This is a genomic window from Pantoea sp. DY-17, assembly GCF_019795975.1.
In the GTDB taxonomy this organism is placed as follows: Bacteria; Pseudomonadota; Gammaproteobacteria; order Enterobacterales; family Enterobacteriaceae; genus Pantoea; species Pantoea leporis.
Genome location: NZ_JAIMIG010000001.1, coordinates 207,344 through 231,380, shown reverse-complemented (window position 1 = coordinate 231,380; position 24,037 = coordinate 207,344). Strand labels below are relative to the sequence as shown.

Sequence of the window (24,037 nt, the reverse complement as noted above, 5' to 3'; positions counted from 1 at the left end):
TGAGTCGACTCACGCAGACCAGAACTTAAATTTAAGACAAATCGTTTTGCTTATCCGGCACTGAAGCTTCTGAACAGCGCCTTCTGTTTTAACAGCCGAATCCCCAACCAGGCACCGCACAGCGAGAGCAGCAGCGCACCGCCGATCGGCAAGGCGATCCACAACGTCCAGTCTGGCTGCCACGGGAAATCGAAGATCTTGCGCTGCAAGCCCCACAGCGCCGCTTCCGCGCCCAGCGCCGCCGCAATCCCCGACACCACGCCAAGCAGCGCAAACTCACACCATAAGGTGCCGCGCAGCAGGCGTTTACTGGCACCCAACGTGCGATAGACCACCAGCTCCTGCCGACGCTGACGCATGCCAACCTGGATCTGCGCCAGCAACAGCAGCAAGCCGCACACCGTTACCAGCACCACCATCACTTCCAGCGCCTGGCTCACCTGCGTCAGCACCTGACCGATCTGGCGCATCATGCTGCCGATATCCAGCAGGCTCAGCGTCGGGAATGCACGATTAAGCTGCGCCAGCAGCGCCGGATTGCTCTCCATACGGAAGCTGGTCAGCCAGGTTTGTGGCTGTTGATCGAGCGCGCCCGGTGGGAAGATAAAGAAGAAGTTCGGCCGCAGACTCTCCCAATCCACCTTGCGTAAGCTGGTGATTTTGGCGCTGAACTGCTGGGTATCGCCGCTGAAGGTTAAGGTATCGCCGAGCTTCACGCCCAGACGATCCGCCAGCTCCACCTCCATTGACACTTCACCGGCCTGCGGCGGCCAGTTGCCGGATATCAACGGATTGTGATCCGGACGCTCCGCTTGCCACGTCAGATTGAGTTCGCGATTCAGCGCGTTATCCAGCTGGGGATCAGCCTCTTTGCCGTTTAGCTCGGTGAGACGTGCACGCACAATCGGGTAGAAGGTTTCCGGCTTGAGCTGATGTCCGGCCAGGAAGTCGCGTACCTGCGGCACCTGCTCTTGGGTGATGTTCAGCAGGAAATAGTTCGGACTGTCCGGCGGCAGTTGCTGTTGCCAGCGATCCAGCAGATCGCCGCGCATCACCAGCAGCAGCGCCAGCAGCATAAATGACAGCGAAAACGCCGCCAGCTGGCTGAGTGTCATCGCCGGTTGACGCAGCAGACGGTTGATCGCCAGGCGCAGCGCCAGATTGCGCACCACCAGCCGACGCAGCAGCAGCAAGGTGCCCCAGCCGAGTAACGCCAGCAGCAGCGCCAGCATCACCACGCCCGCCAGCAGCACCCACAGCATTTTGCTGCCGCCCATTAGCAGCGCCAGCAAGCCAATCACCACCAGCGCCATTGCCGGCAGATAGAATCGCAGCGGCCAGACGTTCGCCACCGCATCCCGCCGCAGTACGCGCAGCGGTTGCGTCGCCATCAGCAAACGATACGGACGCAAACCCACCAGCAGCGAAATCACAAACATCGCGCCGATCGCCCACAGCCACGGCCAGAAACTCGCCGCAGGCAGCGCGCCCGGCAGCACCGGTTTCAGCATCAGCAGCAGAATCACTTCAATGCCCTGCCCCAGGGCGCTCCCGACAATCGCCGCCAGCAACAGCACCGCCAACCATTGACCGATAATCAGCCGCTGCAGCGCCTTGCGCGTTGCGCCCAGCGTTTTCAGCACTGCCACCAAATCGTAGCGGCTGCGGCAGTAATGACTCATCGCCACCGTCACCGCAGCAATCGCCAGCATCAGCGTCAGCAAGGCGGAAAGCAGTAAAAACTGCTGCGCACGCTGCATTGAGCGGCCCAGCGCATCTTCCGAATTCTCCACGCTGATCCAGCGCTGATCGGCTTTTAGCTGCGGCGCGATCCAGCTGTCATAGCGCGCCAGGGGTGCCGGATCGCCGGAGAATTTATAGCGCCAGCTCAGACGACTGCCCGGCTGCACCGCACCGGTTTTCTCCACGTCGGCCAGATTCATTAGCAGACGTGGCGCGGTCTGGAACGGATTGAAGCCGCCATCCGGCTCCTGAATCACTTCCCCGGCAATGCGCAGCGTGGTGTCGCCGACATCCACGCTGTCGCCCACTTTCAGATTCAGCAGCGCCAGCAAACGCGGCGCGGCCAACACCGTGCCCGCTTGTGGACGTAAGCCCGGCGGGTCGGTTTGCAGCGTGCCGAACATCGGATAGGCGTTATCCACCGCCTTCACGTCCGCCAGCTGCGGCGTCTCTTGCGCGAAAGTCATGGTCATAAAGTGCAGCTGGCTGCTGACCGACAGCCCTTCGTCACGCGCTTTGTTAAGCCACGCTTCCGGCGCGGGCGCGGTAGTGCGCAGCGTGCGATCGCCCGCCATAAAGTCGCGGCTCTGCTGGCTTAAGCCTTTTTCCATGCGATCGCTGATCGAACCCAGCGCCAGCACGCAGGCCACCGCAAGCGTGAGCGCCAGCCAGACAATCAGCAGCGAGGGCGAACGCCACTCGCGCCAGAACCAGCGCCAAATCATGACTCCTCCCACAACTTGCCGTCGCGCAGCCGTAAGCGACGGTCGCAGCGCGCCGCCAGTTGTTCATCGTGCGTCACCAGAATCAGCGTGGTGGCAAAATCGCGGTTGAGGGAGAACAGCAGATCGGCGATACGATCGCCGGTTTTACGGTCGAGGTTGCCGGTGGGTTCATCGGCAAACAGCAAACCGGGACGGCCGCTAAAGGCACGCGCCAGCGCCACACGCTGCTGCTCGCCGCCCGAAAGTTGCGCCGGCAGGTGGTGAAGACGATCTTTCAAGCCCAGCACCGTCAGCAGTTCCACCGCCTGGCGGCGACTTTCGCGATCGCTGTCGCCACGCAGCAGCGCCGGCAACTGCACGTTTTCCAGCGCATTCAGTGTCGGCACCAGCATAAAGGATTGAAACACAAAGCCCACTTCGCGCGCACGCAGCGCCGCTCGCTGCTCTTCATTCATGCTGTGCAGCGGCTGGCCAAGCAGATGCACTTCGCCGCTGCTGCCGTCGTCCAGCCCGGCCAGAATGCCCAGCAGCGTGGATTTGCCCGAGCCGGACTCGCCAATCAGGGCGAGGGTCTCAGCTGGTTTGACAACCAGCTCAACTCCGGTAAGGATGGTCAGCTGATGCTCTCCCTGACCGACGGACTTAGTAAGATGATGAACTGCAACAATGTTTTCCGCTGGCATTATCCCTTCCTGTTGTTATTGCTTCTGCTGGTGTCCCGACTCGCCGCCGCCGATACCTTACTGGTGTTGGGCGACAGCCTGAGCGCCGGGTATCGCATGTCAGCCACGGCGGCCTGGCCCAGCCTGCTAAATAAAGAGTGGCAACAGCAGCCCAAAGTGGTCAACGCCAGCATCAGCGGAGATACCGCAGGACAAGGGCTGGCGCGTTTACCGGGCCTATTAAAACAGCATCAACCCCGCTGGGTGTTAATCGAATTGGGCGGTAACGATGGCCTGCGTGGTTTCCCGCCGCAGAATATCGCCGCGGACCTGACCAAAGTGATCGACGAAGTGAAAGCCGCTAAAGCGCAGCCGCTGCTGATGCAGATTCGTCTGCCGGCTAATTATGGACGTCGTTATACGGAAGCGTTTAGCGCGATCTATCCGCGCCTGGCACAGCAGTACGACATTCCTCTGGTGCCCTTCTTTATGGAGCAGGTCTACCTGAAGCCGGAGTGGATGCAGCAGGATGGAATTCACCCCAATCCGGATGCTCAGCCGTTTATCGCCAACCTGATGGCGACCGAACTGGCTCCGCTAGTAAAGCATGATTAATGCAGGCGTGTGATTTTTAACGGGTAAAGAAATGCAAAAAACAATTCTCATCACCGGCTGCTCGAGCGGCATTGGTTTGGTCACCGCAAATGACCTTTTATCGCGCGGCTATCGCGTGCTGGCCGCCTGTCGCCGCGCCGACGATGTGGCGCGCATGGAAGCATTAGGATTTATTGGCGTGCAGCTCGATCTCGATGATGCCGCCAGCGTCGATGCCGCCGCCGATCGCGTGCTGGAACTCACCGATCATCGCCTGCACGCGCTGTTTAACAACGGCGGTTTTGGTCAATATGGGCCGCTCAGCAGCGTTTCGCGTCAGCAATTAGAGAAGCAATTTTCCACCAACCTGTTTGGCACTCATCAACTGACCATGCGCCTGCTGCCCGCGCTGCAAGCCAGCGGCAACGGACGCATCGTCAATACCAGCTCGGTGCTGGGACTGATCTCGACGCCGGGGCGCGGTGCCTATGCCGCCAGCAAATGGGCGCTGGAAGCCTGGAGCGATGCGCTGCGTCTTGAAGTGCGCGACTCTGGCGTGCGCGTTAGCCTGATTGAACCGGGCCCGATAAGCACGCGTTTCACCGATAACGTGCATCAGGGCCAGCAGGATAAACCGGTACAAAATCCGGGCATCGCCGCGCGTTTCACGCTGCCGCCGGAAGCGATTTTGCCGAAGCTGCGCCACGCGTTAGAGAGCAAACATCCGCGCCTGCGCTATCCGGTAACGCTGGTGGCCTGGGCGATGAGCCTGCTGAAACGCCTGCTGCCAGGTTGGATACTGGATCGCATTTTGCGCAGCAACTAAGCTGCAACGCAGAATCAAACTTGAACCGGGGCAGCTTGCCCCCATATCCTCAACACACTTTCTGACAAGAGACGTATTCATGTCACACGCTTTGATTATCGACATCAACGAATCCAACCTGCAGCAGACCTTAGAACAGTCGATGCAGCTGCCGGTGCTGTTTTATTTCTGGTCCGAACGCAGTCAGCACTGTCTGGAACTGACGCCGGTGCTGGATCGCCTGGCGCAGGAGTATGCGGGTCAGTTTATTTTGGCGAAGCTGGATTGCGATAAAGAGCAGATGGTGGCATCGCAGTTTGGCCTGCGCTCGATCCCAACCGTTTATCTGTTCCAGAACGGTCAGCCGGTTGACGGCTTCCAGGGACCGCAGCCGGAAGAGGCAATTCGCGCTCTGCTGCAAAAAGTGTTGCCGCGTGAAGAAGAAGTTAAAGCGCAGCAGGCGATGCAATTGATGCACGAAGGCAAACCGCTGGAAGCGCTGCCGCTGCTGAAAGACGCCTGGCAGCTGAGCAACAAAAACAGCGAAATTGGCTTCCTGCTGGCAGAAGTGTTGATCACCCTGAACCGCAGCGACGAAGCAGAAACCGTGCTGGATGCGGTGCCGCTGCAGGATCAGGACACGCGCTATCAGAGCCTGATTTCGCAAATCGACCTGTTAAAGCAGGCCGCCGATACGCCAGAAATTCAGCTGTTGCAGGAGCAGTTAGCCAGCGATCCGACCAATGCCGAACTGGCTGCTAAACTGTCGTTACAGCTGCATCAGGTTGGCCGCAACGAGGAAGCGCTGGAGTTGTTATTCAGCTTCCTGAAAAGCGATCTCAGCGTCGGTGACGGCCAGGTGCGTAAAATGTTCCAGGAAATTTTGGCCGCACTCGGCACCGGCGACACCCTCGCCACGCGCTATCGCCGCCAGCTTTACTCGCTGCTGTACTGATCGGTACCGCGCGTTAAACGGGCCGAACGACTCGGCCCGACAATCTGACAGCCAGGAGGTTATATGTTAACGGTCATTCCCGTCATCATTGTGCTCGCACTCGTTACCGTGTGGGCCGGTGTAAAAATTGTTCCACAAGGTTACCAGTGGACGGTAGAGCGCTTTGGCCGCTACACCAAAACCCTGGCGCCCGGCCTCAATTTGCTTGTGCCGTTCATGGATCGTATTGGTCGCAAAATCAATATGATGGAACAGGTGCTCGATATCCCTTCGCAGGAAATCATCTCTAAAGACAACGCCAACGTCACCATTGATGCAGTCTGCTTTATTCAGGTTGTCGATCCGGCGCGCGCCGCCTACGAAGTCAGCAATCTTGAACTGTCGATCCTGAATCTGACCATGACCAATATCCGCACCGTGCTCGGCAGCATGGAGCTGGATGAGATGCTGTCGCAGCGCGACAACATCAACACGCGTCTGCTGCATATCGTTGATGAAGCCACCAATCCGTGGGGCGTGAAAATTACCCGTATCGAAATTCGTGACGTGCGCCCGCCGCAGGAATTGATCGCCGCGATGAACGCGCAGATGAAGGCGGAACGTACCAAACGCGCCGATATCCTTGCCGCCGAAGGCGTACGTCAGGCGGCGATTTTGCGCGCCGAAGGGGACAAGCAGTCGCAGATCCTCAAAGCAGAAGGCGAACGCACCTCGGCCTTCCTGCAAGCTGAAGCGCGCGAGCGTCAGGCGGAAGCGGAAGCCACGGCGACGCGCATGGTCTCCGAGGCGATAGCCGCCGGTGATATTCAGGCGGTGAACTACTTTGTGGCGCAGAAATACACCGACGCGCTGCAAAAAATCGGCGAAGCCAACAACAGCAAAGTGGTGATGATGCCGCTGGACGCCAGCAGCCTGCTCGGTTCAATTGCCGGTATCAGTGAGTTGCTGAAGGAGAACCGGACGGAGCGCAGACCATGATCCTGATGGAGCTGATTGCGCATCCACACTGGTTCTGGCTGACGCTGGGCGGCCTGCTGTTAGCCGCCGAAATGCTCGGCACCAGCGGTTATCTGCTGTGGAGTGGCTTAGCCGCCGTCGCGGTGGCGCTGATTGAGTGGCTGTTTCCCATCTCATGGACCAACCAGGGCATTGTGTTTGCGGTGATGACGCTGCTGAGCGCGTTCTTCTGGCATCGCTGGATGCGCTATCGCGAATCGTCGCAGGTCGCTAACACGCTTAACCAGCGCGGCAACCAGTTAATGGGCATGCAGCTGACGCTGGATAATGCGCTGAAAAACGGCCTTGGACACGTACGCATTGGCGACAGCAGCTGGCGCGTGCAGGCGGACAGCGACCTGCCGGCGGGCACGCCGGTGATTGTCACTGGCGTGGTCGGCATTACGCTGATGATTCAGCCGCGCTTTCCATCGGCGTGATGGCAGCAACCGGCCAGATGATTGATGATCGGGCACTCTGCGCTGTCATCGCCGGGGCAAGCCTCCGCCAGTTCCAGCAAGCGCGCACGCATTCCATGTAACTCTTCGATGTGCGCAGCAATCTCGTCGGCTTTCTGCAAAGTGCGCGCTTTAACATCGGCGCTGTGGCGCGCGGGATCGTTGAACAGCGTCACCAGTTCACGGCACTCTTCCAGCGTAAAACCCACCTGACGCGCCTGGCGCAGCAGATTCAGCTCATCAATATGATGCGCCGCGTAATGGCGATAGCCATTGTCACCGCGCGACGGCGGCGTCACCACGCCCTTCTCTTCGTAGAAGCGAATCGCTTTGCTGGTGAGTCCGGTTTTTTTTGCCACATCGCTGATGTTCATCTTTCCCCCTTGACCTTCCATTCAGGGGAAGGTTTAGGCTGTAGTTCTAATGCAAATTTTGCATGCAGTCAAAATCATTAGCCTGAGGAGTACACCATGTCACATACCCAACTGCTGGCGCTGGACGGCTTGTCCTGTGGCCACTGTGTTAAACGCGTCAAAGAAGCGCTTGAGCAGCGCAGCGATGTTGAACAGGCGGACGTCACGCAGCAAGAAGCGCGCGTGACCGGTGCGGCGAGCGCCAGCGATCTGATCGCTACGGTTGAACAAGCCGGTTATCACGCGGTGCTGAAAGACGACGCAGCCAGCCCAAAGCCTGATCCGTTGACAGCTACAGAGCCGCCGCCGGAGGCGCTGACAACGGAGTCGCAACCGGCACAATCCACTGAAGCTGAGCTTGCTGTGCATCATTTACTGATTGGCGGCATGAGCTGCACCAGCTGCGTAAGCCGCGTGGAACAGGCGCTGCAAAAAGTGCCGGGCGTCAGCCAGGCACGCGTCAATCTCGGTGAGCGCAGCGCGCTGATCATGGGTGATGCAAGCGCCGAAGCGCTGGTGAGCGCGGTCGATCAGGCTGGGTATTCCGCCGAAGTGATCGAGGATGAACAAACCCGCCGCGAACGCCAGCAGGTTAGCGCGCAGCACGCTATGCGCCGCTTTAGCTGGCAATCGGCGCTGGCGTTGCTGCTCGGCGTGCCGATGATGATTTGGGGCATGCTCGGCGACAACATGATGCTGAGCGCAGATAACCAAACGCTGTGGCGCACGCTCGGCGTGATTACCTTGCTGGTGATGGTGATGGCCGGCGGCCACTTCTATCGCAGCGCGTGGCGCAGTTTGCGTCACGGCACAGCCACCATGGACACGCTGGTGGCGCTGGGAACCGGCGCGGCGTGGCTCTATTCGATGAGCGTCGCCCTTTGGCCCGAATTCTTCCCGCATCAGGCGCGTCATCTCTATTTTGAAGCCAGCGTGATGATCGTTGGCCTGATCAATCTCGGCCACGCGCTGGAGCAGCGCGCACGCCAGCGCGCCTCGCAGGCGCTGGAACGATTACTGGATTTAACCCCGGCGCAAGCGCGGGTCATCAGCGATCAGGGTGAAACACTGCTGCCGCTCAGCGAGGTTAAGTCCGGCATGACGCTGAAGCTGGTCACCGGCGATCGCGTACCGGTGGACGGTGACGTCGCCAGCGGTGAAGCCTGGCTGGATGAAGCGATGCTGACAGGCGAGGCAGTGCCGCAGGCCAAACAGCCGGGAGATAAAATCTTTGCCGGTACGCTGGTACAAGACGGCACGCTGCACTTTGTGGCGCGCGCCATCGGCAGCCACACCACGTTGGCGCGCATTATCAATCTGGTGCGTCAGGCGCAAAGCAGCAAACCGGATATTGGCCGACTGGCGGATCGCATCTCCGCCGTATTTGTGCCGGTGGTGGTGGCGATTGCGCTGCTGAGCGGGGTTATTTGGTATCTGGCGGGTCCGCAGCCGCAACTGGCTTACACGCTGGTAATTGTCACTACGGTGCTGATCATCGCCTGCCCTTGCGCTTTGGGTTTAGCCACGCCGATGTCAGTGATTGCGGGCGTCGGGCGCGCCGCAGAGTTGGGCGTGCTGGTGCGTGACGCCGATGCGCTGCAGCGGGCCAGCGAAGTCGATACTATCGTGTTCGATAAAACCGGCACCCTGACGCGCGGCGCGCCGCAGGTCAGCGATGTGGTGCTGTATGGCGAGTGGAATCGCGAGCAGGTGCTCAGCGCGGCGGCGCAGATGGAGCAAGGCTCCAGCCATCCGCTCGCCAAAGCGATTCTTGAGGCTGCGCCTGCGGTGAGTAACGAAGCGGTTAAGCAATTTCGTACAATACGCGGCAAAGGCATCAGCGCTACAGTTGCCGACAGAACGCTGCTGCTGGGGAATCAGGCGCTGCTGGATGAGCAGCAGGTTGATTACCGCGCCGCGCAGGACGATATCGCGCGCTTCGCCGCACAAGGCGCAACGCCGGTGCTGCTGGCCGACAATCAGCAGCTGCTGGGATTGATCGCGCTGCGTGACAGCTTGCGTCCCGAGAGTAAAGCGGCGCTGCAGCGTCTGCATCAGCATGGTTATCGCCTGATTATGCTGACCGGCGATCACCAGAAAACCGCGCAGGCCATTGCCGCTGAAGCGGGTATTGATGAAGTGATTGCCGGCGTGTTGCCGGATGGCAAAGCGCAGGCGATTACTCAGTTACAGCAGCAAGGCCGCAAAGTGGTGATGGTCGGCGACGGCATTAATGATGCGCCCGCGCTGGCGCAGGCCGATGTCGGCATTGCAATGGGCGGCGGCAGCGATGTGGCGGTAGAAACCGCCGCCATGACGCTGATGCGCAACGATCTGCACTGCGTCGCCGATGCGCTGTCGATCTCCAGCGCTACGCTGCGCAATATGCGGCAAAATCTGTTGGGCGCCTTTATCTACAACAGCCTTGGGATCCCCATCGCGGCCGGCGTGCTCTATCCGTTTACCGGCATGCTGCTGAGCCCGATTGTCGCGGGCGCGGCGATGGCGCTGTCATCCATTACCGTGGTGAGCAACGCTAACCGTTTGTTGCGCTTCAAGCCCGCGCAACGGCAATAGCCATTCCAGCCCTGTTTTTCATGAGATGAAATCGCTAGCATAGTTTTTTGCCTTAAAAAGGACAGGGAATGAGACACGGTCTGTGGCACAGCATCCAACAACGGATCGCGACCCTTTTTCCGGCCAGTTACAGCTGGCCGGCCATGGATATTCAGCTGGGCGATCGTCGTTTGCATTTGGCGGGCAGCATTCACATGGGCACGCGCGATATGCAGCCGCTGCCTGCCGGGCTATTGCGCCAGCTGCATAAAGCCGACGCGCTGATTGTCGAAGCCGATATCACTCAAGGCGAATCGCCGTTCAGCAATGATGATGAACATCCGCCGCTGGCAATGCGACTCGACGACGACGTGCTGCAGCGCTTGCAGGCCTTGTGCGATGAGCTTTCGCTGTCACTGAGCCTGTTCGATACGCTGCCGTTCTGGCAGATCGCGCTGATGTTGCAGGCGCAACAGGCGCAGCGGCTGGGATTGCGTCCGCAGTTTGGTATCGATTATCAGCTGTTGCAGGCGGCCAAAGCGGCCAACAAACGCATTATCGAGCTGGAAGGTCCGGAAACGCAGATCGCCCTGCTGAAATCGCTGCCGCAGGATGGTTTGCCGCTGTTGCTGGATACGCTGGAACACTGGCACACCAACGCGCGCCTGCTGCAAACCATGATCAGCTGGTGGCTGGATGCGCCGCCCACCCAGCAACCGGTGGCGCTGCCGACCACCTTTAGCAGCGAGCTGAACGACACGCTGATGCGCAACCGCAACCAGCACTGGCGCGAGCTGCTGCTGGCGTTACCGAAAGGGCGCTATGTGGTGGCGGTGGGCGCACTGCATCTGTATGGCGATGATAATTTGCCGGGACTGCTGAAGAGCTGATTTATGCACATTTCTTAGCGGCGCAAGTTATTGCGCGATAAAACGCGCCGCTACGGGCTTGTGCGTTTTATTAACTGTGCGTTTGGCAGAAAAAAAGAAGGCCAATAATACTATTGGCCCGTCAAAGAGGAATTTGTTTATGATTTTGGTTATCACCAACAATCTCTTGCTGGCGCGGGCCAATTCTCGCGCAAAGTTCAGAATTTCGCCACTGTTTTTCCATCAAAACTGAAATAAGAATTTTCCTAACAAGGACCGATCATGACGCCCGCGGTAAAACTTCTGGAAAAACAAAAAGTCACCTTTACCCTGCATCCCTACGACCACGATAGCCACGAAACCAATTTTGGCGACGAAGCGGTGCGTAAGCTTAATCTGGATGCGCGCCAGGTGTTCAAAACCTTGCTGGTATCGCTCAACGGCGATGCTAAAGCGCTGGCGGTTGCGGTGACGCCGGTCTCAACCCAATTGGATCTAAAAAAGGTCGCCAAAGCGCTGGGCGCGAAGAAAGCGGATATGGCCGATCCGCAGCTGGCACAGCGCGTGACCGGTTATCTGGTAGGCGGCATTAGCCCGCTGGGACAGAAAAAACGTCTGCCGACGGTAATTGATCGGCAGGCAGCGGAGTTTGCCACCATTTTTATCTCCGGCGGCAAACGCGGGCTGGATATCGAGCTGGCCGCGCAAGATTTGTCTCGCCTGCTGGATGCGCCGCTGGCCGACGTCGCACGGCGCGATTAGTCGGGCTGCTGGGCGCAGAGTTGATCGATCATCCAGCGCCCGGCCGGTCCCGGCGGATTACGCCGCGACCACACCACATCAACCGCGATATGCTGCGGCCAGCCCGGCACCGGCAACTCCTTCAGCACCTGATGACCAAACTGCTCCACCAGCCAGCGCGGTAATATACTCCAGCCAAAACCCTGCTCCGCCATCTCTAACAGCAATAAATAAGATGGCGCCGACCACACGCGTCCGGCGGGCAAGGGATCGCGATTTTGTACCCAGGTATTGAGTCGCAGATGCCGCAACTCACCTAACTGCCCTTCACTCACCTGCTGAGCCTGCGACAGCGCATGATCCTGATGAAGGTAAATCGCCATCTGCGCCCCCACTTGCAAGCGTGCCACCGCCAAATCCGGTGGCAATTGTGGCTGCGCCCGCACCACGCCAAGGTGCACGCGCCCGGCTTGTATCAAATCTAATGCATCAGCATCCTCGGCGATCATGCACTCAAAATCGATATCTGGATAACGCACCTCAAACCGGTTAAGCAGATTTTCATGGTGATCCGCTTGCCAAAAATCGGAGATCGCCAGGCTAAGGCGCGGTTCTACGCCCTGCGACAAGCGCACTGCCAGCTCATCCAGCCGCTGGCTGGCGGCCAGAATCTGCTGCACCTGCGCAAACGCGCGCTGGCCATGCTCGGTCAATATCGGATTACGTCCGCTGCGATCAAACAGCGTGAAACCCAGATCGTCTTCCAGATTAGCGATCGCGTTACTGATGGTGGACTGGCTTTTAGACAACGCGCGCGCCGCCGCCGAAAAGGATCCGCTGGCCACGGTTTGCACAAACGCCTCAAGGGATTCCGGGGAATATTTCATGTTGAACCATCGCTTTTATCGATAGGTGATCATTTTATCTTAGCATCACCCAGTGCGAAAATAGGGGTTATCACCAATAAGGAGGTTTATATGCGTACCCGTTCGCTGAAAGAACGTTTTTGTCATGCCGCAGGCTTTGAAGGGTTAGCACTTATCACTGTTGCGCCGCTGGCTGCCTGGATCATGGAGAAACCGCTGTTTCAGATGGGCGCGCTGGCAATTATGCTGTCAACCGTCGCCATGCTGTGGAACATGATCTATAACACCGGCTTTGACCGCATCTGGCCGCCACAGGTGAAACGCGGATTCGGTTTACGCGCCATGCATGCGCTAGGCTTTGAAGGCGGTTTTATCCTGATTGGCTTGCCGATTGCCGCCTGGATGCTGAATATTTCGCTACTGGAAGCCTTTGTGCTGGAAGTGGCGTTCTTCCTGTTCTTCCTGCCCTATACCATGGTTTACAACTGGATGTGGGATAAGTTGCGCCACCGTTGGGTGACGCAGAAATCGTGTCGGGCCTGATGTGCATATAAAAAGTGGTCGCCATAAATGGCGACCTACGAGCGCAGAGTTCAATGTTGTGCAGCGCGCGGCCAGATCCACGCCAGAATCATTTGCGGGTAGCTTGGTTTGCGTTGCTTCTCCAGCGCTTTGTTGCGCTCTTCAATTTGTGCTGCCGTCAGATGCACAATCCCGCCAGGTTGATAATCCGCTACCTTCAGCGGTGAATGCTGGCTGACATAATCACGCAGCACATCCGCATCGCGCTGCCCGCTGTTGCTGAAGCCAGCATGGGTTTCAATGTTCGGATAACCATCGCCGCCGCTGGCGTTAAAGCTGTTAGTCGCCATGCGGTAGGTTTTATCCTTTTGCAGCGGTTCGCCATTAATCTTCACGTCGCTGACGCCTTTACCATCAGCCACTAGGCTGATGTTGCTGAACTGAGCGAAGCCGCCGGAGTCCACTTTAATATTGGCAACCGTCGCCAGATAATTCATCACTTCATTACCCTTCAGCGTCGCCGACACCACCTGATTGCCAAACGGCTGCACCTGCAACAAATCGCGCCAGCTGAGATTGCCTGGCGCCAGCGAAGTGCGAATGCCACCGCCGCTCATCACCGCAAAGTCCGCTTTGGTCGCCGCCATTTGGGCGCGCAAAATTAGCTGCCCAAGATTGGTCTGCTCAAAGCGTACCTTGTCGCGCTCACCGACAAACACGCCGTCGCTGCTGCCGACGTTGACATCCAGTTTCTTGCCAGCACGCAGTTGATACGGCGTTAACAGCTTCATCATCGCGCTGTTTTTCGGGATCTCTTCCTGCCAGGTGAGCCAGGATTCGCTGCCATCAAGATTCTTTACTTTATGCTTGAGGTTGACCGGGATCAGCTGGTAATTCTCCAGCGTCAGCTCGCCATTGCGGAAGGTGAAGTCGCCGCGCCCAACAAATTTGCCCCACTCTTTTGCCTGCATGATCCACACGCCGTTTTGCCGATCCGGCTGGCAGGGCTGGCCTGGCTGATAATCTTTTACGCTGACGTTCTCTTTCTCCATGCACACCGCATCCTGCGAATGGCCGCCAATGATCACGTTAATGGTGCCCGGTGGCAGGCTGCGCGCCAGCTCCACGTCACCCGGCGCATTGCTGCCGTGCTGACCGTCGTCGTAGTGGCCCATGTGTGTCAGCGCGATGATGACATCAGGCTTTTCGCTGGCGCGTAGTTCCGCCACCGCTTTTTCGGTCTCTTTCACCGGATCGCGAATATCAATCGTCGCAATGTTTTCCGGATTGGCGATGCGCAGCGTGTCGGTGGTGGTCAGGCCGATCACCGCAATCTTCAGCCCCATGCGGTTAAAGGTTGCCCACGGCTTAAATAAGCGCGTGTCGGTGCCTTTTTGATAGATGTTGGCCGAAAGGAACGGAAATTTGGCCCACTTCTGCTGCTGTTGTAGCACGCTAAGCGGTTTGTCGAATTCGTGGTTGCCCAACGCCATGGCGTCATAGCCCACCAGGTTCATGCCGCGAATATCGGGTTCAGCATCCAGCATGTCTGACTCTGGCACGCCGGTGTTCACATCGCCCGCCGACAGGATCAGCGCGCCGCCACCTTTGGCCTGCACATCGTAGCGCTGTTGATCCATCAGCGTTTTCTGTGCCGCAAGGCCATATTCGCCCTGTGCGTTCGGCCAGTAACGACCGTGATGATCGTTGGTGTGCAGAATGCTGAAACGATAACTGCGATCCGTTTGCCACGCCTGCGCCAGCATCGGCAGCAGTAACACTGTCAGCGCCAGCCAGCGCCCTTTTCGCGGTGATAAAAACAAAGTCGATCTCCTTATTCTGCGTTTTTCCACTTAGCGGTGGACTTAATGTGCGTTATCGCCCTTCTGTGTCGCACAGATGGCTGGCTAACTCAAGATGAAACACGCATTGCATCATGGCACAGCGTGACGACCAGCGTTTTTAAATTCGCTTCAAGCTGGGACTGACAACCCAATTCTACACCTGGCGGTGACTTTATCGACTTAGGACCGCTTTAACCGTAACAACCCCTGCTGCGAAGCCAATTTCCCCCTGCAACTATTTTTTCCGCGCCACCCTTCATTCTGCGTATTTCCAGCCGATATCGTGAGATAACTGACGAAAATGGAGCTTCAGCTGCGTTTTAGTCTCATTTTTTCAATTTAGTGGGCTTTAACCGCTCAAATGTTTAAACGCGGTGAGTGATTGTGCATTACACTAGGTTGTTACAAGCGGATACATTTGCACACAAGGAGACAGGCATGCATCACACCACACCGTTGATCACTACCATTGTCGGGGGACTGGTCCTCGCATTTCTCCTTGGTATGCTGGCAAACCGCCTGCGCATCTCACCGTTAGTCGGTTATCTTCTGGCTGGCGTCCTGGCCGGCCCTTTCACGCCAGGCTTTGTCGCGGATACCAACCTTGCCCCTGAACTGGCTGAACTCGGCGTTATTCTGCTGATGTTCGGCGTCGGTTTGCACTTCTCGCTGAAGGATTTGATGTCGGTAAAGTCCATCGCCATTCCTGGCGCCATCGCGCAAATCGCCGTGGCGACGCTGCTGGGAATGGGACTTTCATGGACAATGGGCTGGTCGTGGATGACCGGTTTGGTATTTGGGTTGTGTCTTTCCACCGCCAGCACCGTGGTGCTACTGCGCGCGCTGGAAGAGCGTCAGCTGATTGATAGCCAGCGCGGGCAAATCGCCATTGGCTGGTTGATCGTGGAAGATTTGGTGATGGTGCTGACGCTGGTGCTGCTGCCAGCCATCGCCGGCATGCTGGAACAGGGCAACGCCAGCCCAACGCTGCTGTTGTGGGATCTGCTGCTGACCATCGGTAAAGTCGTCGCCTTTATGGTGCTGATGATGGTGGTTGGCCGTCGCGTGGTGCCGTGGATTCTGGCAAAAAGTGCCGCGACCGGCTCGCGTGAGCTGTTTACCCTTGCGGTGTTAGCGCTGGCGCTCGGTATCGCCTTTGGCGCCGTCGAATTCTTTGATGTCTCCTTCGCCCTCGGCGCCTTCTTTGCCGGCATGGTGCTGAACGAATCTGAACTTAGCCACCGCGCGGCGCACGATACCTTGCCGCTGCGTGATGCGTTCGCCGTCCTGTTCTTTGTGTCCGTCGGCATGCTGTTTGACCCGATGATCCTGATTGAGCAACCGCTGGCGGTGCTTGGCGCGCTGGCGATTATCGTGCTGGGTAAATCTATTGCTGCCTGGCTGCTGGTAACGCTGCTGGGTCATTCACGTCGCACCGCGATGACCATTTCGGTGAGCCTGGCGCAGATTGGTGAATTCGCCTTTATTCTCGCCGGCCTCGGCATCTCGCTCGGCATGCTGAGCGAGGAAGGCCGCAATCTGGTGCTGGCGGCGGCGATTCTCTCCATCATGCTTAACCCGATTCTGTTTAGCGTGCTGGAACGCTACCTCGACAAAACCGAGACCATCGAAGAACAGACGCTGGAAGAAGCGATCGAAGAAGAGAAGCAGATTCCGGTGGATATCTGCAATCACGCAGTTTTAGTAGGTTATGGCCGCGTCGGCAGCCTGCTGGGGCAAAAGCTGATGGAAGCGGATGTGCCGCTGGTGGTGGTGGAGAACTCCCGTCCGCGCGTTGAAGCGCTGCGCGAGCAAGGGATCAAAGCGGTGCTGGGCAATGCGGCACGCGTGGATACCATGGAACTGGCGCGCCTCGACTGTGCCCGCTGGCTGCTGCTGACCATTCCGAATGGCTACGAAGCCGGTGAAGTCGTGACGGCAGCGCGCGAAAAGCGTCCGGACATTGAGATAATTGCCCGTGCGCATTATGACGATGAAGTGACCTATATAATGGAGCGCGGCGCGAATCGCGTAGTGATGGGAGAGCGTGAGATCGCCAACAGCATGCTGCATGTGCTGGAAGAAGAGATTGCGCAGAACCCGATTGTACGTGAGTGCCCGATTTAAGTGAGTGCGGTCTTTGGCAAGGTCGCCATTAACGGCGACCTTGCGTTTTATCTGTCCCAATATGACTCTTCTAAGCTGTCTTCACGCTCCGGCAGGCCGCGCGTCAGGCGCGGTGAATGCTGGTTCAGCACCTGATAACTTACCCGGTTCGCGTATTTACACACCTGTGCCAGCGACGAATAGGTCAGGTAGGCGCGGCCGTGTTTGCTGGAGTTCGGCACTTTTTGGCGGTGGAAGTTGTTAGCGGTGATGTCATGCAGCAGTGCCGCCAGCGCACCATCGCCCGCGCCATTGGTGTTCATGATCTTCTCTGGGCCGCCCATGTATGGCGCGATATGCGAGAAGATGCGCAGCGGCTGATCGCAATCCTTATGGCGCATCGCGCGGCTAAATTCATATTGGTTGAACTCAGCCAGCGCGCCCGGCAGCAGCGGATGGTTGGTTTTGCGCTTGTACTCTTCTTCAGTGAAACCGGCCATGTACAAACCGGTTGGCCCAGCGGTACACAGCACCAAATCTACCCAATCCAGCGCCATATTCGACGCCAGCAGCGGATCCTGCTCGCCGGTCAAGGCAAAGGCTTCTTCTTCGTTCATCGCCACAATTGAGACGTGATCGCGCAGGAAATCGCGCCAGAACTGCGGATTATCCTGAATCACATATTTGGTACCGAGCGTCAATACCACCGGCACGTTGTGTTTTTTGGCGTAGTCGATGGCGCGTAAAGTGGCTTCCGGCATCGGTTCGCCCGGCTGGCAGCGCACCAGATAGGAAGTCAGCACCAGCGCCGACGCGCCCGCAATGACCTCTTCCGGAATGCTATTGGCCTGCAGCTGGTTCATCAAGCCGGGACTGATGGCAAAGGTACGCTCACCCTGCTCGCCAATCAGCGTAAAGCAGCGGCCAATCGCGCCATCAACGCCCTGCAGGAAGTTCAGATCCATGCGGCTGGAGGTGTTGCACAGGTAGCGATAGGCGTAGCCGCCGATCTGAATGTTATTGCACATCACACCGAGCAGCACCGAGCGGTCATCCGCCAGCACCGAGTAGTTATGCAGGGTGTTTCCGATGGTGCCACCGGCAAATTGATGGCTGATGAGCGCTTCGCGCATCAGTTCGTTATAGAGCGCCTCGGCGGTAGCATCGTCGATCACCAGCGAGTGACCGGCGCTTAAACCGTAACGCTGCAGAAAGTCGTCGTCGACTTTGGCTTCAATATCCACCAGCGTCTGGTCGATACCCACCACCCAACTGCCCTCTTCCTGCTCTTGCTGCGTGGCTTGCAGCAGCGGATCGCGCGCGTTGACGGGGAAATAGTGTTTGGATTTGCGTTTGCCGGGAAATTTCATCGAGAGTGCCGTCAGGGAAAATCAGGCAGAGAATGATATCACACTCTCTGCCACACCCTTAACGGCGCGCGTTGACCAGCTGCACCATCATTTCAATGTGCTCCGCATCGGCGTTGAGCGCAGGAATGTACTCGAACTTTTCGCCGCCGGCATGCAGGAAGATCTCGCAGTTCTCACCGCTGATCTCCTCCAGCGTTTCAAGGCAATCCGCCGCAAAGCCCGGACTCATCACCTGCACATGCTTGATGCCTTTGGCCGGCAAACTTTTCATGGTTTCATCGGTGTACGGCGTCAGCCACGGCTCGCGACCAAAGCGCGACTGGAAGGTCATCATGATCTTGTGCGGCGCAATGCCCAACGCCGCGGCCAGCGCATCGGTGGTGTCTTTGCAACGCAGCGGATAATCATCGCCTTCATTGGCGAAACGCTGCGGAATGCCGTGATAGGACAGCACCAGCAGATCCGGTTCACCATGCAGCGCAAACGAGCGCTCAACCGAGGCTTTCAGCGCGGCGATGTAAGCCGGATGCTCCGCGTAATCGCGGATAAACGCCACTTCCGGCAGCGAGCGCAGTGGTTTAAAGCTGGTGGCTAAGCCGTCCCATACTGCGGCAACTGTTGAGCAGGAGAACTGCGGATAGAGCGGCAGCACGATGAGTTTGGTCACGCCCTGATCCAGCAAGCGTTTCAGCGCGCTGTCGAGGCTTGGCTGGCCGTAGCTCATACCCAGTTCAACCGGCATATCGAGGCGCTGCGCCAATGCTTCACGCTGACGCTTGCTGAATACCATCAGCGGTGAACCTTCATCCATCCATACGGAAGCATACAGTTTCGATACGCGTGGCGAACGGAAAGGCACGATGATGAAATTGAGAATCGGCCACCACAATAAGCGCGGTGTATCAACCACTCGTGGATCGCCGAGGAATTGTTTCAGATAGCGTTTAACCGCAGGTGTTGTGGGTGCGTCTGGTGTGCCTAAGTTAACCAGCAAAACCCCGGGCTTTTCTTGCCTCATGGTATTTCCTTGATGTCGAAACGAATGGGTCGAATGCAAAATCAGGGGGAAATTGTAGCGGAAATTGAAGGAGGGGAAAGCAATTGCTGCAAAAGGGCCGGACAACCGGCCCCTTAACGCATTAACCGAGAATCGTGGCCAATTGCGTGCTCACTTCGGCGACAGGACGCGTGCCGTCGATTTTGTGATATTCGGTGTTGCCGTCTTGCGCTTCTTTGCCGTAGTAGGCAATCAGCGGCGCAGTCAGTTGATGGTATTCCACCAGACGCTTACGCACGGTCTCTTCCTGGTCATCTTTACGCGTGGTCAGCTCTTCGCCGGTCAGGTCATCTTTACCTTCCACTTTCGGTGGATTGTAAGTGACGTGATAAACGCGGCCCGATGGCGTGTGTACGCGGCGGCCAACAATACGATCCACAATCAGCTCGTCCGGTACAGCGAACTCCAGCACGTAGTCAACCTTGATGCCCGCTTCTTTCATCGCGTCAGCCTGCGGGATAGTGCGTGGGAAGCCATCGAGCAGGAAACCGTTTTTGCAGTCTTCCTGCGCGATACGCTCTTTAACCAGCGCAATCACCAGCTCGTCAGTCACCAGTTTACCGGCATCCATGATCGCTTTTGCCTGTTGGCCCAGTTCCGTACCTGCTTTGACTGCCGCACGTAACATGTCACCGGTGGAGATTTGCGGAATACCGTATTTCTCCATGATGAATTGAGCCTGAGTGCCTTTACCTGCGCCCGGAGCTCCGAGCAGAATAATACGCATTGCGTAATTCCCCTTGCGAATCGCATTGTTCAATCTGAGAAGGCGAAGAACATACCATTATGGCCCGCGCACCACAAGGAAACGGGCGCGCTCGCCACGAAAGGTCTACTTTGACCTGCTTTGTCAGCAAATACCAGCAGAGTGCCCGTTTTTAGGAATCACGGCTAAGCATGAGCACGTCCTTGAGGCGTTTTTTCAGTGCGGGTGTGACGTTCAGCTGTTTGTTGACCCCGCCGCGCACGTCGGCGCACAAGCGTAATTGCGCCTGTTCGGGCAGCACCTGAATATCCTGCGGCAATTCACTGGCATTGAGGCCGTTCGGCAGCGGAAAAAGCGCAAAGGGTAAACCTGGTTGCTGAATGGAGTGCAGGATGAATGGCGAGTCGAGCGCGATTTTTTCCACCATCGCAATATTGTACGGACGCCATTCGCTGTCCTTCATCATTGCCAGCGCCTGTTCTGGCGCGCCACCGAGCGCTAATCCTTGCTCAAACAGCCGCAGCTCGCTGCGCACCAATGTGCTGAAATCGGCGGTGCGCAATGCGATTAACACCAGATCGCCGCATAACGCCGCATGGCGATCAAGGCGGGCGACAAACAGTCGCGCATCGCTCACCAGCCGTTTATGCAGCTGCGTGGCAAACGACTCCGATGCATCGGTGACGCCGTGGCTTTGACATTCGCTCAACGCACGCACGAGACCTTGCTGCATATCAACATGATCCACCAGCGCAATGTTGCCCGCCGTCATTGGCAAGGTGGGCAGCACGCTCAGTTCGCTAACCGGATAGTGCGAGGCATAGCGCGTGTGATTACGTGATTGCTCCTGACGGAGAAACAGCTGGGAAAGCAGCACTCGCGAGATATGCAAAGAGGGAGCGAAGAAGAGATCGAAATTTTCAAGCCGGTAATAACGGGAAAGCGAGCCGCGAAGCTTATCGCGCGCCGCCGCCGCCCTGGCAGAAGCAAGTTGTGGAGCCATCGCGTGGTATGTCTCTGGTTATTATGCTGTGTGTGGGAGGTGAAACCTGCGGTGATAGTCGGCGTAAAACACAGAGAGCCGTAGCCGTCAACCTGCCAGAATCTGGGGGAAAGGTTAGGCCAATGCGGCTGGACATTAAAATGATATAAACTGACAATCCCTGTTAGGTTTTTACACAGGGGACGAGTATGACCGTGCTTCCTTCGTTACGTGCACTGCACTATTTCCACCAGGCGGCACTGTTCAGCAGTTTTAGCGTAGCGGCCGAACGTCTGCATGTCACCCATAGCGCCATTAGCCATCAGGTTCGACAGCTGGAGAGCTGGATGGGGAAGCCGCTGTTTGTGCGTACCAATGGACGCGTCAAATTAACCTCACACGGTGAACGTTTGCTGGTGAGTTGTCAGAAAGCCTTTAGCGAGCTCTCCACCACCTGCGAAAGCATCCGTACCGGCATGCGCCATCATATCAGCGTCTCCTGCGCGCCCAGCTTTCTCTCGCAATGGCTGATTCCGCGCATCGCCAGCTTCTATCAGCGCTATCCCGATATTGAAGTGCAGTTTCAGCCTCTGGTAGAGATTGACCAGCTGCGCAGCGAGCATACCGATGTGCTGATTCTCAGCGCCGAGCAGTCGCCAGAAGACGATATTGATGCCACCTTGATCAGCGATGATTACATCGGCCCACTGTGCGCCCCGCAGTTTGCCGCCCGCTTTCAAAGCGAGCAAGATCTCGCCTCGTTGCCGCTGCTGCACGCCGATACGCGGCTGCATGCGTGGGCCGAATGGGCGAAAACCAGCGGCGTACGCGGCAATTACTGGATCGGCAAGCATTTCGATAATTTGACGTTAGCCATTCAGGCGGCGAGAAACAGATTGGGTGTGATTATGGCGCCACGCTTGCTGGTGCGTCAGGAGTTGAGTGACGGCACCTTGATCGCACCGCTGGGCTTTGTGCGCGTCGATCGCGCCACGTTGATGATGACCAAGACTTCGCGTCAGCACGATGCGGAGATTACGTTGTTTCGCGATTGGTTGCGGGATCAGGCGCAGATTTAACAGCAGATATAAAAAAAGGTCGCCATGAATGGCGACCTTTCGGGTTTGGTGCGATTACGCCGTCAGCAACTGGTTCATGCGACGGATAAATTGGTTTGGATCGTCAAGCGTACCGCGCTCGGCGAGCAGCGCCTGATCCAGCAGCAGCTCAACCCACTCGGCAAAGCGCGTTTCGTCCTGGGTATCGGCCACGCGTTTCACCAGCGTATGATCCGGATTGATCTCGAAAATGTACTTCACGTCCGGCACGTCCTGACCGGCCGCGGCAAACAGCTTCGCCATCTGCGTGGTCATTTCGTTAGCATCGGTGGTGACGATCGCTGGCGTGTCGGTGAGACGATGCGTCAGACGCACCTCTTTCACACGCTCGCCCAGCAGCGTTTTCACGCGCTCAACAAACGGCTCCAGCGCCTTCTCCGCTTCTTTCTGCTCTTCGGTCTCTTCATCGGCCAGTTTGCTCAGCGAATCATCCGCTTTGCTGACTGACTGGAAGGTTTTGCCGTCGAATTCGGTGAGGTAGCTCATCATCCATTCGTCGATACGATCGGAGAGCAGCAGCACCTCGATGCCTTTTTTGCGGAACAGTTCCAGATGCGGGCTGCTCTTCGCGGCGGCATAGCTGTCGGCGGTGATGTAGTAAATCTTGTCCTGACCTTCCACCATGCGCGTCACATAATCGTCGAGCGAAACGGTCTGCTCAGCGCTGTCGCTCTGGCTGGTGGCAAAGCGCAGCAGTTTGGCAATCTGTTGCTGGTTAGCGTTGTCTTCGGCTGGACCTTCTTTCAGTACCAGACCGAACTCTTTCCAGAACTGCTGATATTTTTCCGCGTCGTCTTTCGCCAGCTTCTCTAACATCTGCAGGCTACGCTTGGTCAGCGCGCCACGCAGGCTCTGGGTCACACGGCTGTCCTGCAGGATTTCACGCGATACGTTCAGCGGCAGATCGTTGGAATCTATCAAACCACGCACGAAGCGCAGGTAGTTCGGCATGAACTGCTCGGCATCGTCCATGATGAACACGCGCTGTACGTAGAGTTTCAGGCCGTGCTTGCTGTCGCGGTTCCACATGTCGAACGGCGCACGCGCCGGGATATACAGCAGGCTGGTGTATTCCTGCTTACCTTCCACGCGGTTATGGCTCCAGATCGCCGGATCGCTGAAATCGTGGGCGATATGTTTGTAGAACTCGTTGTACTCGTCGTCGCTGATCTCAGACTTGTTGCGCGTCCACAGCGCCTGGGCTTTGTTGATCTTTTCCCAGGTGGTGGTGTCGCTCTCTTCGTCTTTGCTTTCAATCTCCACCGGCAGCGCGATGTGATCGGAGTATTTGCTGATCACGTTACGCACGCGCCACGCATCGAGGAAATCATCTTCGCCTTCACGGAAGTGCAGCGTAATTTCGGTACCGCGATCGGCTTTCTCAATCTCCGCCAGCGTATATTCGCCTTCGCCAGCAGATTCCCAGAACACCGCTTCATCGGCTTTAGCGCCGGCGGCGCGGGTGCGCACGGTGACTTTATCCGCCACAATGAACGCAGAGTAGAAGCCCACGCCGAACTGGCCGATCAGTTGGCTGTCTTTCGCCTGGTCGGAGCCCATGGATTCGAGGAAGGATTTGGTACCGGATTTAGCGATGGTGCCGAGGTTCTCAATCACCTCATCACGGCGCATACCGATGCCGTTATCGCTGAGCGTCAGCGTGCGATTTTCCGGATTGACCGAGATACGTACGCGCAGGTCGCCGTCGCCTTCATACAGATCGGGCGTCGACAGCGCGCGGAAGCGCAGTTTGTCGGCGGCATCTGAAGCGTTGGAAATCAGCTCGCGCAGGAAAATCTCTTTATTTGAATAGAGTGAATGGATCATCAGGTGCAGAAGTTGTTTTACCTCTGACTGGAAGCCACGCGTCTCTTGTCCTTTCATGGTCATTGCTACCTCAACTGAATCGGGGTTGATGATACGTTGAGAGAGAAATGGGGATGAAGGAG

At 57.5% G+C, this 24,037-nt stretch carries 21 protein-coding genes; 11 read left to right on the top strand and 10 right to left on the bottom strand.

Annotated features, from left to right (window positions below; genetic code table 11):
• Positions 1 to 50 precede the first annotated feature (50 nt).
• Positions 51 to 2,468 carry a putative ABC transporter permease subunit YbbP gene (gene ybbP / locus K5Y33_RS01135; protein WP_222233099.1) on the bottom strand — a complete coding sequence of 806 codons (2,418 nt, stop codon included), beginning with the start codon at positions 2,466 to 2,468 and terminating at the stop codon, positions 51 to 53.
• Positions 2,465 to 3,151, bottom strand: a complete 687-nt coding sequence (ybbA, locus tag K5Y33_RS01130) for a putative ABC transporter ATP-binding protein YbbA (RefSeq protein ID WP_217547357.1) — start codon at positions 3,149 to 3,151, stop codon at positions 2,465 to 2,467. The genes ybbP and ybbA overlap by 4 nt, the downstream gene beginning before the upstream one ends.
• On the opposite strand from ybbA, the gene tesA reads away from it, so the two are divergent.
• The 5 genes from tesA to K5Y33_RS01105 all read left to right on the top strand — a co-directional run bounded on the left by tesA (position 3,119) and on the right by K5Y33_RS01105 (position 6,920).
• Positions 3,119 to 3,745, top strand: coding sequence for a multifunctional acyl-CoA thioesterase I/protease I/lysophospholipase L1 (gene tesA, locus K5Y33_RS01125; protein WP_176971305.1), 627 nt, complete (start codon positions 3,119 to 3,121; stop codon positions 3,743 to 3,745). The genes ybbA and tesA overlap by 33 nt on opposite strands.
• Positions 3,746 to 3,776: 31 nt before the next feature.
• Positions 3,777 to 4,550, top strand: a complete 774-nt coding sequence (locus tag K5Y33_RS01120; RefSeq protein ID WP_222233098.1) for an SDR family oxidoreductase — start codon at positions 3,777 to 3,779, stop codon at positions 4,548 to 4,550.
• Positions 4,551 to 4,629: 79 nt separating this feature from the next.
• Entirely contained in the window at positions 4,630 to 5,484 is an 855-nt protein-coding gene (locus K5Y33_RS01115; RefSeq protein ID WP_101762382.1) for a co-chaperone YbbN, read from the top strand.
• A gap of 63 nt (positions 5,485 to 5,547) precedes the next feature.
• The gene (locus tag K5Y33_RS01110; RefSeq protein WP_101762383.1) at positions 5,548 to 6,462 is read left to right on the top strand and encodes an SPFH domain-containing protein; all 915 of its coding nucleotides are present in this window, start codon (positions 5,548 to 5,550) and stop codon (positions 6,460 to 6,462) included.
• Positions 6,459 to 6,920, top strand: coding sequence for an NfeD family protein (locus tag K5Y33_RS01105; protein ID WP_225614547.1), 462 nt, complete (start codon positions 6,459 to 6,461; stop codon positions 6,918 to 6,920). Before K5Y33_RS01110 ends, K5Y33_RS01105 begins: the two co-directional genes overlap by 4 nt.
• Here the strand turns inward: K5Y33_RS01105 and cueR are convergent.
• Complete coding sequence (cueR, locus tag K5Y33_RS01100; protein ID WP_222233097.1) at positions 6,896 to 7,312, bottom strand: Cu(I)-responsive transcriptional regulator; 417 nt, start codon at positions 7,310 to 7,312, stop codon at positions 6,896 to 6,898. The two genes, K5Y33_RS01105 and cueR, sit on opposite strands and share 25 nt — an antisense overlap.
• 96 nt (positions 7,313 to 7,408) lie before the next feature.
• Here cueR and copA point away from each other — a divergent pair, with 96 nt between their 5' ends.
• From copA to ybaK, 3 genes are all read left to right on the top strand, one after another.
• Positions 7,409 to 9,928 carry a copper-exporting P-type ATPase CopA gene (gene copA, locus K5Y33_RS01095; protein ID WP_222233096.1) on the top strand — a complete coding sequence of 840 codons (2,520 nt, stop codon included), beginning with the start codon at positions 7,409 to 7,411 and terminating at the stop codon, positions 9,926 to 9,928.
• Between the two features lie 68 nt (positions 9,929 to 9,996).
• Complete coding sequence (locus K5Y33_RS01090; protein WP_192414064.1) at positions 9,997 to 10,797, top strand: TraB/GumN family protein; 801 nt, start codon at positions 9,997 to 9,999, stop codon at positions 10,795 to 10,797.
• A gap of 261 nt (positions 10,798 to 11,058) precedes the next feature.
• Positions 11,059 to 11,538 carry a Cys-tRNA(Pro)/Cys-tRNA(Cys) deacylase YbaK gene (gene ybaK / locus K5Y33_RS01085; RefSeq protein WP_137385298.1) on the top strand — a complete coding sequence of 160 codons (480 nt, stop codon included), beginning with the start codon at positions 11,059 to 11,061 and terminating at the stop codon, positions 11,536 to 11,538.
• Here the strand turns inward: ybaK and K5Y33_RS01080 are convergent.
• A complete protein-coding gene (locus tag K5Y33_RS01080; RefSeq protein WP_110865658.1) occupies positions 11,535 to 12,404 on the bottom strand; it encodes a LysR family transcriptional regulator in 870 nt (289 codons plus the stop codon). The two genes, ybaK and K5Y33_RS01080, sit on opposite strands and share 4 nt — an antisense overlap.
• A gap of 90 nt (positions 12,405 to 12,494) precedes the next feature.
• On the opposite strand from K5Y33_RS01080, the gene K5Y33_RS01075 reads away from it, so the two are divergent.
• The gene (locus K5Y33_RS01075) at positions 12,495 to 12,926 is read left to right on the top strand and encodes a multidrug/biocide efflux PACE transporter (protein ID WP_192236693.1); all 432 of its coding nucleotides are present in this window, start codon (positions 12,495 to 12,497) and stop codon (positions 12,924 to 12,926) included.
• Between the two features lie 50 nt (positions 12,927 to 12,976).
• Here K5Y33_RS01075 and ushA read toward each other — a convergent pair whose 3' ends face one another.
• Complete coding sequence (gene ushA / locus K5Y33_RS01070) at positions 12,977 to 14,728, bottom strand: bifunctional UDP-sugar hydrolase/5'-nucleotidase UshA (RefSeq protein ID WP_222233095.1); 1,752 nt, start codon at positions 14,726 to 14,728, stop codon at positions 12,977 to 12,979.
• A gap of 459 nt (positions 14,729 to 15,187) precedes the next feature.
• Here ushA and ybaL point away from each other — a divergent pair, with 459 nt between their 5' ends.
• Positions 15,188 to 16,876 carry a YbaL family putative K(+) efflux transporter gene (ybaL, locus tag K5Y33_RS01065; protein ID WP_101762391.1) on the top strand — a complete coding sequence of 563 codons (1,689 nt, stop codon included), beginning with the start codon at positions 15,188 to 15,190 and terminating at the stop codon, positions 16,874 to 16,876.
• A 47-nt stretch (positions 16,877 to 16,923) separates the two neighbouring features.
• Here the strand turns inward: ybaL and K5Y33_RS01060 are convergent, their stop codons facing one another.
• From K5Y33_RS01060 to K5Y33_RS01045, 4 genes are all read right to left on the bottom strand, one after another.
• On the bottom strand, positions 16,924 to 18,225 hold the full coding sequence (locus K5Y33_RS01060; RefSeq protein WP_101762392.1) for an inosine/guanosine kinase: 1,302 nt from the start codon (positions 18,223 to 18,225) through the stop codon (positions 16,924 to 16,926).
• Positions 18,226 to 18,283: 58 nt separating this feature from the next.
• Positions 18,284 to 19,243 carry a ferrochelatase gene (gene hemH, locus K5Y33_RS01055; RefSeq protein WP_101762393.1) on the bottom strand — a complete coding sequence of 320 codons (960 nt, stop codon included), beginning with the start codon at positions 19,241 to 19,243 and terminating at the stop codon, positions 18,284 to 18,286.
• Between the two features lie 121 nt (positions 19,244 to 19,364).
• Positions 19,365 to 20,009, bottom strand: coding sequence for an adenylate kinase (gene adk / locus K5Y33_RS01050; RefSeq protein ID WP_008103865.1), 645 nt, complete (start codon positions 20,007 to 20,009; stop codon positions 19,365 to 19,367).
• Between the two features lie 151 nt (positions 20,010 to 20,160).
• Positions 20,161 to 20,991: a DUF6024 family protein gene (locus K5Y33_RS01045; protein WP_222233094.1), complete on the bottom strand. Its 831-nt coding sequence runs from the start codon at positions 20,989 to 20,991 to the stop codon at positions 20,161 to 20,163.
• A gap of 188 nt (positions 20,992 to 21,179) precedes the next feature.
• Here K5Y33_RS01045 and K5Y33_RS01040 point away from each other — a divergent pair, with 188 nt between their 5' ends.
• Complete coding sequence (locus tag K5Y33_RS01040) at positions 21,180 to 22,049, top strand: LysR substrate-binding domain-containing protein (RefSeq protein ID WP_222233093.1); 870 nt, start codon at positions 21,180 to 21,182, stop codon at positions 22,047 to 22,049.
• A 54-nt stretch (positions 22,050 to 22,103) separates the two neighbouring features.
• Here the strand turns inward: K5Y33_RS01040 and htpG are convergent, their stop codons facing one another.
• Positions 22,104 to 23,978 carry a molecular chaperone HtpG gene (htpG, locus tag K5Y33_RS01035; RefSeq protein ID WP_210081225.1) on the bottom strand — a complete coding sequence of 625 codons (1,875 nt, stop codon included), beginning with the start codon at positions 23,976 to 23,978 and terminating at the stop codon, positions 22,104 to 22,106.
• Between the last annotated feature and the right edge of the window lie 59 nt (positions 23,979 to 24,037).